Genomic DNA, 12,459 nt, shown 5'->3' with positions numbered 1-12,459 from the left:
AAGCCCTAGACGCTGTGTGGAATTAGGGCTTTACCACAATAGAAGGCTGGTCGCTGAAAACAGGACGGATTGCTTCGCTGCGCTCGCAATGACAGACAAAGTCTTACTTCCGCACCCCGAACTTGTAGGTACTCACGGTGTGGTAGGTCTCGCCCGGCTTCAGCTCGGTGCTGGGGAACTTGGGCTGGTTGGGCGAGTCGGGGAAGTGCTGAGTTTCGAGGCAGAAGCCGGCGTGCTTGCCGTACACGGTGCCGCCCTTGCCCTTCAGGGTGCCGTCGAGGAAGTTGCCGGTGTAGAACTGGATGCCGGGCTGGTCGGTGGTTACTTCCAGAGTGCGGCCGGTGGCGGGGTCGTACACGGTGGCTGCGGCGTGCTCGCCGGTGGCGGTGTTCAGCACCCAGTTGTGGTCGTAGCCGCCGGGCACTTGCGCGATGCGCTCCCCGATGGCGTGGGGCGTGGTGAAGTCGAAGGGCGTGCCCTTCACCGGACGCAGTTCTCCGGTCGGAATCAGGGTGGCGTCCACCACGGTGTAGCGGTCGGCGGGCAGGGTCACCTCGTGGTTCAGCACATCTTTGCCGGCGCCGTGGTTCAGGTTGAAGTAGGCGTGGTTCGTCAGGTTGACGACGGTGGCCTTATCGGTGGTGGCGGTGTAATCAATTTTCAAGGCGTTGTCGGCCGTGAGGGTGTATACCACGGCCACGTTCAGGGTGCCGGGGTAGCCTTCCTCGCCGTCCTTGCTCACGTAGGTGAGTTTGAGACTCTGGCCGTCGGCGCTGCTGCCGGGCTCGGCCTGCCACACCACTTTGTCGAAGCCTTTGAGTCCGCCGTGCAGCGAGTTTGGGCCGTTGTTTTTGGCCAGGTTATATTCTTTGCCTTCTAAGGTGAATTTGCCGCCCTTGATGCGGTTGCCGTAGCGCCCAATCAGCGCACCGAAGTAGGGACCGGCTTTCAGAAACTCGGGGCTCTGGTAGCCGCTCACATTATCGAAACCCAGGATGACATCGCCCAGCTTGCCATCCTTGTCGGGCACGAGCAGGCTGGTGAGCGTGCCGCCGTAGTTGGTGATGGTGGCCTTCACGCCGTTGGCGTTGGTAAGGGTATAAAGTTGCACTTCGGTGCCGTCGGTGGTTTTGCCGAAGGAGGCGGAGGTGGGCATGGCAGTGGATTTCGTTTGGGCAGTATCGGCCGGGGCCGACGCCGCTGAAGTGGAGGTTTGCTCAGCGGAGGGGTTATTGCCGCAGGCGGCCAGCAACAGCAGGCCGGGCAATGTTACGGCCAGCAGCCCGGAACGGCGAAGTGAAATCATATAGGCGAGTTGAAAAAGTTTGTGCGGTGGGAAATCAAGGTGCACAAATCTACACAATCGATTGTGCGAAGCAAGCGGTATAGCCTGCAAAAACATTAGAAAGCCATAATCTTTAACTAGCAGTCGGTGCCGCGTTGGTGCCTTCGCTCCTGCCCTAAAAGCAAAAGCCCAGCACCGTTTCCGGCACTGGGCTTTTCAATCGATGCTTCACTGCAGCGCTGCCTGAGCGCCGCCAGCGGCTAGCGGTGGCTCAAACGCAGGACTTGCTGCGTGTTGCCTTGGCGCACGGTCAGGTAGTAGATGCCGGCAGGCAGGCGGTCGGCCAGCGGCAGCACCACTTCCTGGGTGCCCGGCGTGGCAGTCAGGGTGTGGGTGAGCACCGTTTGGCCCATCAGGTTGTGCAGCGTGAGCGCAACGTCGCCGGCCTGGGGCGTGAAGAGTTGCACGGCAACTTTCGAATCGAAGGGGTTGGGGTAGGCCGTGGCTTCGAAAGCAGCGCCTTCTTTGGCCGTGGTCAGGGTCTGCACAGGCGAGTAAGTGCGCTCACCCGTCACGTCCACCTGGTTCAGACGGTAGTACACCTGGCCGGCGGCCGGCAGGCGCAGGCTCTGGTCGGCAAACTGGTAGTTGATGCGGGCGTTAGCATTGCCGGCAGCCGTCACGCGGCCCACCGCTTCAAAGCCTTCGCCGTTGAAGCTGCGCTCAATGTCGAAGTAGGCGCTGTTCTTTTCCGAAGCCGTGGCCCAGGTGAGCACCGGCGTCTTGCCGGCCCAGGCGGCCTCAAAGCTCACCAGCGTCACGGGCAGCGGGCGGCTAACGGTAACGAGGGCTTGAGCCGTGGCCGAGCAGCCGGCGGCGTTGGTGGTCGTTACGGCGTAGGTGGTAGTGTACTTCGGCGATACCGTGATGGAGGCCGTCGTAGCCGCCAGCGGAATAGTGTTGCCGCCAGTGGTGGCAGTCCAAGCGTAAGGTCCGCTGCCGCTGGCCGTCAGGGTGGTAGAAGTAGTCGGGTCCGTGGTTGCAGAAGTCGGCGAAACCGACACAGTGGGCTTGGCATTCACCGTCACGGTCACGTCCTGGGAGTTATTGCCGCAGGGCGTGGCGGTAATAACACGGTAGGTGGTATTGGCAACAGGTGCTGGGGAAAAGGTAGCCGAGGAGGACAGCAGGGTGCCCAGGTTTGTGGTGTTATACCACTTGTAGGTCGTGTTGGTAATGCCGCCCGAGCTGGCCGTTAGCGTAACGGCGTCGCCGGCGCAGGTGCTGGGGGTGCTGGGCGTAACGGCGAAGGTGGGCGACACAATGCTCACCGTCACCTGGCTGGTGGCGGTAGCGCCGCAAGGGGTGGTGGCCGTCACGGTGTAGGTGGTGTTGGCAGTGGGGCTGGCCGTCACGGTGGCGCCCGTGGTGGTGTTCAATCCCGTGTTCGGCGACCAAGTGAAAGTAGCGCCGGGGTTGTCCGAAGTAGCCGTGAGGGGAACGGAACCGCCAGGGCAAATAGCTGCCGAAGGACCAGTCGATACGCTAATCTTCTGCGGGCCCACGGTCACGGTTACATCGCGGGTAATGGTGTTGCAGTCGGCCGTAGTGGCCACCACCTGGTAGGTAGTCGTGGTGGCGGGCGTCACGGTGAGGGAGCTGCCGGTAGAACGGACCGTGGCATCGCCTTTTATGAACCACTGATAGGTAGCGCTGGTACCGCTGTAGCTGGCCGTAAGCGTAGTGGATTGGCTGGGGCAAATAGCCGGAGCGGCTGGCGCAATCGTCACGTCTTTCACCGGAATGGTAATCTGCTGCGAGCTCTGGCCGCAGGAAGTAGTTGCTTCCACCGTATAGGTAGTGGTAACCGCAGGCGTCACTGAGAGTGTAGCACTGTTTTGACCGGGTACGGTCACGCCGTTGGCTTTCCAGGTGTAGCCGCCGCTGCTGGCGCCCGAGGCCGTGAGGGTGACACTGGAGCCAGCGCACACGCCCGTAGTGCTGCTCGTGCCCGACGAAGACAGCGACAGGGCCGGCGTGAAGGTGAAGTACACAAACCCGTCCTTGTTGCAGCCGCCGTAAGCATTGGCATCAGATTCGAGGCGGTACTCGGTAGCCGTCGTAAACGACACCGTGGTGCTAAGCGTGTTGCCCGCCGTAAGCGGCGCCGAGTTGATAATCTCCACCACGTCGGCGCCCGGAGTAGCCCCGTGGGTAATAACCCTAGCCCAGGTCAGCACCGCATTACTTGTAGAGCTGCCGTTGAATGTGTATTGCGCGCCGGCCGTGGGACACACGCTGGCGCCGGTGCCGCTCTGACCATTGTTGATGGTCTGCGAAGTCAACACTCCGTTGTTGTAATAGTTGACTGTAATTTGATTGGCGCACTGTCCGTAGCTGGCTAGCGGCACAAGCTGCAGGAAAAAGCTGAGGCAGCCCAGCAAGGTAAATAGTTTTTTCATCGTAAATCTAGTTTAAAGCGTAGGTATAAATACAATTTACTTGAAGACACTACAAAGTTACGAAGGTTTTTAATCAATATGATAATTTTTATTTTTCAATGGCAAATTAACTATTAATTTGGATTATATTAACTTTCTATAAAATATACAGCTCTTGAAAGGCCCAATTCCCACCCGCTGTTTTATATAATAAATCATATTAATAAGCTAACGGTTGTTCGTTTTCAAATTGCTATTACGCCCGAGTTTTATAGTTTGAAAAAGGGCCGGTAGAACCAGTTGTTCTGGCCTGCTTATGCCATGTGGGTACATCAAAAAAAGCCCCCAACCGTAGTTGGGGGCTTTTTAATTGACTATGCAAAGCAGATACTTATGCGGGACTGATGGCATCAAGTACCGCCATATCCTCAGCCGATAGCTGAACGTCGGCGGTTTTCATATTCTCTTCCAAGTGCTTCACCTTCGACGTGCCGGGGATAAGCAGGATGTTGGGCGAGTGGTGTAGCAGCCAGCTCAGGGCAATTTGCTGGGTAGTGGCGCCGTGCTTCTTGGCCGTAGCTTCGAGGGCGGCCAGTGCCTGGGCATTGCCGCCAGCCAGCGGATACCACGGGATGAAGGCCATGCCCTGCTCGCGGGTGTAGGTCAGCTCGGCCTCCCACTTGCGGTTGTCGACGCTGTACATGTTCTGCACCGACACGATTTTCACGTATTCCTGGGCTTTCTTAATCTGCTCGACGCTAACCTCCGACAGGCCAATGTGCTTAATGAGGCCTTGCTGCTGGGCGCGCTGCAGAAACTCCAGCGTCTGCTCAAACGGTACTTTGGGGTCGACGCGGTGCAGCTGGTAGAGGTCAATTTGCTCCAGCTTTAGCCGCTTGAGGCTTCCGTGCAGGGCTTCTTCGAGGTGCTCAGGGCTGGAATCAATCGGCCACTCGTTAGGACCAGTACGCAGCAGCCCGCCCTTGGTGCCGATGACGAGGCCGTTCGCATATGGGTGCAAGGCCTCCGCAATCAGCTCCTCCGACACATTGGGCCCGTAGCTGTCGGCCGTGTCGATGAAGTTGACACCGAGCTCCACGGCACGCTTCAGTACGCGAATAGATTCGGCATGGTCGCGGGGCGGGCCCCAGATGCCATCACCGGTGATGCGCATAGCGCCGTAGCCGAGGCGGTTCACGGTCAGGTCGCCGAGGGTGAAAGTGGGATTGTAGGTTGACATAAATTCGGGGTTAAAAGCGAAGCGCGCCACAACCGAGCAGAGCCGCCGCGGGCGCAGGAGAAGACAGCCCACGCCGGCAAATGGTTTTGGCGGCGCGCCATGTCGCCATGGAAACACCCAGCCACGGGGGCCGCCGCGTGTTACTTTTGGGCCCCTCCCCTTGTTAAGCAGGTTATGAACGAGCAGCTAATGGTCAAGAATTTTGGCCCCATCAAAGACGCCACGGTAGACTTCAAGCGCGTCACGGTTTTCATTGGCCCAACGGGCGGCGGGAAGAGCACGCTGGCGAAGCTGTCTGCGATTTTTAGGGATGTCGAATTTTATACTTCGTCAGAGGGAATAGCCCCTTTTCTTGATTATTATGGATTAACAAATTTTCTTAGTAGAGCGAGTGAATTATCATCGCAACGCGGTGAACAAGGTGTAAAAGTTACTGGCAAGCGCATCACTTTCAACCAAAAGACAAGGCAGCTTATAAGATATCAGACCAAAGAAGCTGCTAAAGGGTTTGTTGAGCATTCAAAAGCTAAAATGCCTAAGCTTTTGCAAACAGTTCGTCAAGCCGGCAAAATCGCATCACGCGAGGACAGCCTTGCATCTGACGCAGCTGAAAAGCTTATGGAAGACGTAAGGTCTCTTGTAGACAACCTAGTTGACGACACTAGCAATGAAATTATTAAGCTAGTTTTTGCTAAGCTTTTTCTTCAAACCAATCCGGCATATATACCATCGGAAAGGATTTTTTTATCATCAATAAGTAATTCTTGGGCTGGATTGATGAGAGACGATATAGGATTACCCCAACCATTACTTGCGTTCGCAAATAACTATGCGCAAGCGCGCCTGAACGTTACCGAACTCGATATCCCGCTCTTTAACGTGCATTATTCGCATAAGAACGATGAAGATTATATAAGTGTAGAAGGCGAGAAAAAACCTCTTAAGCTTTATGAGGCCGCAAGTGGTATCCAATCAGTTACACCGTTATTAATATTACTTGAGCGACTTAGCAAATACAATACAATACCTCATAGCTTCATCATCGAAGAGCCGGAGCTGAACCTCTACCCCGCTGCCCAACAAGGATTGCTAAACTGGCTGGTAGAGAAATGCACCAAGGACGAAAACGACCTGACGATAACCACACACAGTCCCTACATTTTGTCGCACTTCAACTTACTGCTTTATGCTTACCAAGTAGGCAGTAAAGACGAGGAAAAGCGGGCCAAAGTGAAGGCCATCATTCCCGAAGAATACTGGATAAACCCTGATGAGTTTGCCGCTTATTATGTGAACGGCCCGGAAGGAGAGAAAGGTGTTCGCTCGCTGGTTGATGCCGAAACCAAACTGATATCACGGAATGGTCTGGACACGATTTCAGGCATTCAGGCTGACCAGTTCGACCAATTGCTGGACATCAACAGCGGGTTTTAGGTAATGATAAACGGCGTACGTGAAGCATTTCGCGACTTAATGCGCGGCAATGCGTGCCAGGATGCTTTAACCCATTCTGAGTTTTTTATTCAAGACCCGCCCAGTCCCAGTGAGGAACCTTGTTTCCACTACCTACCACCGGTTCGTTCTCGATTCGATTTGCAGGTAGTAAATCAAGCCGAGCGGTTGGTTCACTTAGTCAAGATAGACAAGTGCCTGTACAAAGCCGGAGATGCTGCCCGCTGCGACTGTGCTCTTTTTACCAGCAACCAAGCTTATTTCGTCGAATTTAAGATGACGGATACAGACGCTACCTCAGCAGGCAATGAGCGTTATGCCCGGGCCAGTGACTGCATGCGCCAGTTGGAAGCAAGCATCAAGGCTTTTGTTGAGCAAGGCGCTATTCCACCGGGGTCCTTGGTCATTGCTTACGCCTGTGTAGGACGCACTCAGCAAACCCCATATCCCGGAGCCGACTTTTTGAAGCTCAGCGCCTCTTTCCGCGAAAGGTTTGAGGGCATCCCTATTCGGCCCCGCTTAGTCGTCGGCAACACACTAGATTTATCATAAAAGAAGCCCCCGCAGCACGCGCTACGGGGGCTTCTTTTGTTCCTAAAGCTACACGAGCAACCTACCGCAGCACCGTAGCCAGCGTGTCTGTGGCCACTTTGGCGCTGAGCTCGCGCACAGCGGCGGCGATGCCGGCGGCGTCGAAGCCGCACTCTTTGTAGAGTTCGTCCTGGGTGCCGTGCTCTACCACGCGGTCGGGGATGCCGAGGCGGCGCACTGGCAGGTGGAAGCCGTGGTCGGTGAGGAATTCGAGCACGGCCGAGCCGAAGCCACCGGGCAGGCAGCCGTCTTCCACGGTCACGATGGCGCGGTAGCGGCGGGCGATGTCGCGCAGCATTTCCTCGTCCAGCGGCTTGCAGAAGCGCATGTCGTAGTGGCCCGCATCGAGGCCTTCGGCCAGCAGGGTTTCGGTGGCCTTCACGGCGTAGTTGCCGATGTGGCCGATGCTGAGGATGGCCACGCCGCCCTCTTCGCCCTCGCGCACCACACGGCCCGTGCCGATGGCCACGCGCTGCAGCGGCGTGCGCCACTGCGGCATCACGCCCTCGCCGCGCGGGTAGCGGATGCTGAAGGGGCCCGCGTTTTCGGGCAGGGTGGCGGTGTACATCAGGTTGCGCAGTTCCTGCTCGTTCATCGGGGCGGCCACCACGATGTTGGGGATGCAGCGCATGTAAGCCAGGTCGTAGCAGCCGTGGTGGGTGGGGCCGTCGGCGCCCGCAAAGCCGGCGCGGTCGAGGCAGAACACCACGTGCAGGTTTTGCAGGGCCACGTCGTGCACCACCTGGTCGTAGCCCCGCTGCATAAACGAGGAATAGATGTTGCAGAACGGAATCAGTCCCTGTGTGGCCAGGCCGGCCGAGAACGTGACGGCGTGCTGCTCGGCAATGCCCACGTCGAAGGCGCGGTCGGGCATGGCCTCCATCATGATGTTCAGCGACGAGCCCGAGGGCATGGCCGGCGTCACGCCCATGATTTTGTCGTTGGCCTCGGCCAGCTCCACCAGCGTGTGGCCGAACACGTCCTGGTACTTAGGCGGTTGCGGCTTGTCGGGCGTCTTCTTGTAAATCTCGCCCGTGATTTTGTCGAACAAGCCCGGCGCGTGCCACAACGTCTGGTCCTTTTCGGCCAGCGCGTAGCCCTTGCCTTTCACCGTGACGCAATGCAGCAGTTTGGGGCCGGGAATAGTCTTCAGGTCGTTGAGGATGGTGACGAGGTGCTGCACGTCGTGCCCATCCACGGGGCCGAAATAGCGGAATTTTAACGCCTCAAATAAATTGCTTTGCTTGAGCAGCGTGGCCTTCATGGCCGCCTCCACTTTGCGGGCAATCTGCTGGGGGTTAGGGCCGAACTTGCTGAGCTTGCCCAGCACGTTCCACAGTTCGTCGCGCACCTTGTTGTAGGTGCGGGAGGTAGTGATGTCGGTGAGGTATTCCTTGAGCGCGCCCACGTTGGGGTCGATGCTCATGCAGTTGTCGTTGAGAATAACCAGCAGGTTGGAATTGGCTACGCCGGCGTGGTTGAGGGCCTCGAAGGCCATGCCGGCCGTCATGGCGCCGTCGCCAATTACGGCGATGTGCTGCCGGTCTTTCTCGCCTTTGTAGTCCGACGCCACGGCCATGCCCAGCGCCGCCCCGATGCTGGTGCTGCTGTGGCCCACGCCGAAGGCATCGTACTCGCTCTCGCTACGCTTGGGAAAGCCCGACATGCCGTGGTAGCGGCGGTTGGTGGGAAACCGGTCGCGGCGGCCGGTGAGGATTTTGTGGCCGTAAGCCTGGTGGCCCACGTCCCACACCAGCTGGTCGTAGGGCGTGTTGAAGACGTAGTGCAGGGCCACGCTCAGCTCGACCACGCCCAGCGAGGCACCGAAGTGCCCGCCGTAGATGCTCACCGAATCAATGATAAACTCGCGCAGCTCGGTGCTCAACTGGACTAATTGCTCAGGAGCAAGCTTTTTGAGGTCGTCGGGCGAATCAATCGCCGCGAGCAGCGGGCCGGGTTCAACTATCATCGGGGCAGGCGTGGTGGGATTGGTGACGGTATGTAACCGCCTGACCCGTTAAAAGATTGTGGGGCCGGCACAAAGGTACGACGGCGAACGAAGAGCGGTTGTTGGGGAGCGGCAGAATCAGCCCCTTGGTCGGGATTTAGCTGTTGATAATCTAGTTTTTGAATATCGCCCTAGCCTTCGTGGGGACCTTTGCGTATCGGCAAGCCGATGGCGTGAAAACGTCAGGCCGAGATAAGAAGACCGTCATGCTGAGCGAAGTCGAAGCATCTCTACCGCAATAGTAAATGAATACTTGTGCGGTAGAGATGCTTCGACTTCGCTCAGCATGACGGTCTGAATTGACTTATTAATTCAAAAAGAAAATAGCCGGATGCAACCTCCGGCCCCCTCAACGGCACTTTGGCCGTTATGCATTGTATGAAACGAAATATACCGGCTACGGCCGTCCTGTTTACTGCCCTGTTGGGCGCTTCTCACCTGGCCGCCGGCCAACAGACACCCGGCGGGGGCAGCCGTCCCGCCACGGCCGCAGCCCCGCGCGCGGCTGCGGGCCGCGTGTCCGGCACCGTGCTGGACGCCAGCACGGGCAAGCCCGTGTCCTATGCCTCGGTGGCGGTGCTGGACGCTAGCGGCAGCCCCGTGAACGGCGGCGTGTGCGGCGATGACGGCAAGTTTGTGCTGCCCGGCATTCCGGCGGGTACTTACACGGTGCAGGTGAGCTTCGTGGGTTATAAGAACGAAGACCGGACCGGCGTGGTGGTGACGGCCGGCAACGCGACCGATTTGGGCACGGTAAGACTGGCCGTATCGGCCCAGAAGCTGGGCGAAGTGGTGGTGACCGGCCAAAAGACCCTGATTGAGGAGCGGGTAGACCGCACCGTGTACAATGCCGAAAACGACCAGACCACCCGCGGCGGCGACGCCACCGACGTGCTCAAGCGCGTGCCCATGCTGAGCGTGGACCTCGACGGCAACGTGAGCCTGCGCGGCAGCTCCAGCATTCGGGTGCTCATCAACAACAAGCCCTCAACCATTGCCGCCAACAGCATTGCCGACGCGCTAAAGCAGATTCCGGCCGACCAGATTAAGACCGTGGAGGTCATCACCTCGCCCTCGGCCAAGTACGACGCCGAAGGTTCGGGCGGCATCATCAACATCATCACCAAAACCAACAACCTGAAGGGTGCCACGCTGGGAGTAAATATCAGCGCGGGCCTGCGCAACAGCAACCTAGGCCTGCAGGGCAGCCTGCGCACCGGCAAAATGGGCTTTTCGCTGAGCGGCTTCGGCCGGGGCCAGTACAACACGCCGGGCGAGTTCAGCAACACGCAGGTGACCCGCAGCCTGGGCACCGGCGCGGCCACCACCACGGTGCAGAGCGCCGATACGCGCCAGCAGGGCATTTTCGGGCGCTACTCTCTGGGCTGGGACTACGACATCAACAAGTTTAACTCGCTGCAGGCCTCGGTGAGCTACGGCACGCGCAGCGGCAACAACTACCAGGACGGCCTTTCGCGCCTCACCTACAGCGGGGCCACGGTGGCGGGCGCGCCCATTGGCACCGACCTGCGCGACACCTACGCCAAGGACCTGTCGGGCACCGTGGACGCCAGCCTGAATTACACCCACAGCTTCGAGAAGCCGCAGCACGAAATCAGCCTGCTGACCTTGTTCAGCCGCAACGACCGCACCAATAGCTTCACCAACACCATCTTTCAGTCGAGCGACCCGCGTAGCCCATCGCGCATTGTCAACGACAACCCCAGCTACAACGAGGAATACACCGTGCAGCTGGACTACCAGAATCCCGTTAGCAAAACTCAGATGCTGGAGTTGGGCGCCAAAAACATTCTGCGCCTGGTAAATTCCGACTACGCTACCACTTCGTACGGCGCCAACGGCGAAGTGCTGCCCGCGGTGGGCCTGCTCTCGGCCAGCAACGTGTTCAACTACCGCCAGAACGTGACGGCCGGTTACGCGGCCTACACGCTGCAGCTGCCCAAGGGCTTCACCCTGAAACCGGGCCTGCGCTACGAGTACACCACCATTGAGGCCAGCTTCGCCAAATCGGAAGCGGCCGATATTCCGAACTACGGCGTGCTGGTACCCAGCGTGAACTTCTCGCGCAAGCTCGACAACGGCAACGTGCTTAAGCTGGCTTACAACCGACGCATTCAGCGCCCCTCGCTGCAGTTCCTGAACCCCAACGTGAACGCGCAGAACCCCAAGAACGTGAGCCAGGGCAACCCCTACCTCGAGCCCGAATACACCAACAACTACGAGCTGGGCTACAACACGCTGGTGAAGAAGGTAAACCTGAGCATGAGCGCATTTGTACGCAACACTACGGGCTCAATTGAGGCCCTGCGCACGGTGCGCGGCGCCGACACCGTCTCGACCAACTACGCCAACATTGGCCAGCAAAACGCCTACGGCGGCAGCCTTAACGCCAACCTCAACGGCGCCAAGCTCAACCTGAACGCGGGCACCGATTTTTACTACACCACGCTCACCAACAACGTGCCCGACCGCAACTTCAATGCCTCCAACCAGGGCTTTGTGTTCAGCGGCCGCCTCGGGGGCTCCTACAACTTTACCCCGGTGTGGGGCGTGCAGGCCTTTGCCTTTTACCGCGGCCGCCAGGTGCAGCTGCAGGGCGACCAAAGCGGCTTCTACTTCTACACGCTGGGCATCAAGCGCGACTTTGCCGAGAAGCGCGGCAGCCTGGGCTTCGGGTTCGATAACTTCTTCACCCCTAAAATCACCATCCGCAACACCGTGGTGTCGCCGCTTATCGACCAAGCCAGCCGCAACCAGCTTGCCACGCTGGGCTTCCGCGTCAATTTCAGCTACCGCATTGGCAAGCTCACGGCCGGCCCCACGCGCCGCGGCAAGAGCGTGAACAACGACGACTTGAAGAGCGAAGGCGAAGGCGGCGGTGGCGGCGGCCTCGATGCAGGCGGCGGTGGCGGCCAGGGTGGCGGGGGCGGCGCTCCCGGTGGCGGCGGTCGCCCGGGCGGCGCGGGCGGGCAGCGGCCTGCTGGCGCCCCGGGTGCCGCGCCCAGCGGCTACCCCGGTGCTCCGGCCGGCGCTCGGCCGGGCGGCTACCCGGGCCAGCGGCCCGGTGCAGCACCGGCTGATAGCACGCTCAGCCGGCCCGCTACCGACAGCACCAGCGCGCCGGCCAACGGCCAGCGCCCGGCTGGCTTCCCCAACATGCAGCGCCCCACGGCCCAGCCCGCCGACTCGACGCGTCGTCCGGCAACGCCGGCCCAGCCCACGAGCCCCATCAACGCGCCGTCGCCCGGTACCGCCACGCCCAACGGCACGGTGCCGGCGGGCAGCCCCGGCGGCCGGCCCTAGCCAGTAGCTACCGAAACCGGATAAAAAGAACGTCATGTTGCGCAAGCCGCGGCATGACGTTCTTTTTATCACCCAACGCTGCTCTTAATTGATTTTTAACGCGGCGCCTGTGGGCCAG

Annotated in this window: 7 protein-coding genes; 3 read left to right on the top strand and 4 right to left on the bottom strand. The window is 59.3% G+C overall.

Annotated elements, in window-relative coordinates:
* Positions 1-103: 103 nt before the first annotated feature.
* From I2I01_RS16225 to I2I01_RS16215, 3 genes are all read right to left on the bottom strand, one after another.
* Positions 104-1,306 (bottom strand): aldose epimerase family protein, encoded by a 1,203-nt coding sequence (locus tag I2I01_RS16225; protein WP_211537992.1) that lies wholly within the window; start codon positions 1,304-1,306, stop codon positions 104-106.
* A 239-nt stretch (positions 1,307-1,545) separates the two neighbouring features.
* Positions 1,546-3,747: an Ig-like domain-containing protein gene (locus I2I01_RS16220; protein ID WP_196287508.1), complete on the bottom strand. Its 2,202-nt coding sequence runs from the start codon at positions 3,745-3,747 to the stop codon at positions 1,546-1,548.
* Between the two features lie 370 nt (positions 3,748-4,117).
* Entirely contained in the window at positions 4,118-4,966 is an 849-nt protein-coding gene (locus tag I2I01_RS16215; protein ID WP_196287507.1) for an aldo/keto reductase, read from the bottom strand.
* A 174-nt stretch (positions 4,967-5,140) separates the two neighbouring features.
* Here I2I01_RS16215 and I2I01_RS16210 point away from each other — a divergent pair, with 174 nt between their 5' ends.
* Positions 5,141-6,400 (top strand): AAA family ATPase, encoded by a 1,260-nt coding sequence (locus tag I2I01_RS16210; RefSeq protein WP_196287506.1) that lies wholly within the window; start codon positions 5,141-5,143, stop codon positions 6,398-6,400.
* A gap of 3 nt (positions 6,401-6,403) precedes the next feature.
* Complete coding sequence (locus I2I01_RS16205; RefSeq protein WP_196287505.1) at positions 6,404-6,970, top strand: hypothetical protein; 567 nt, start codon at positions 6,404-6,406, stop codon at positions 6,968-6,970.
* Positions 6,971-7,031: 61 nt separating this feature from the next.
* Here the strand turns inward: I2I01_RS16205 and dxs are convergent, their stop codons facing one another.
* Entirely contained in the window at positions 7,032-8,978 is a 1,947-nt protein-coding gene (gene dxs / locus I2I01_RS16200) for a 1-deoxy-D-xylulose-5-phosphate synthase (protein ID WP_196287504.1), read from the bottom strand.
* Positions 8,979-9,395: 417 nt separating this feature from the next.
* Here dxs and I2I01_RS16195 point away from each other — a divergent pair, with 417 nt between their 5' ends.
* Positions 9,396-12,341, top strand: a complete 2,946-nt coding sequence (locus I2I01_RS16195; protein WP_211537991.1) for a TonB-dependent receptor domain-containing protein — start codon at positions 9,396-9,398, stop codon at positions 12,339-12,341.
* Positions 12,342-12,459: the final 118 nt, after the last annotated feature.

It is taken from the genome of Hymenobacter properus (assembly GCF_015694735.1).
Taxonomy (GTDB): domain Bacteria; phylum Bacteroidota; class Bacteroidia; order Cytophagales; family Hymenobacteraceae; genus Hymenobacter; species Hymenobacter properus.
The sequence above is the reverse complement of the archived record's forward strand: the minus strand, read 5'-3'. Positions and strand labels throughout refer to the sequence as shown.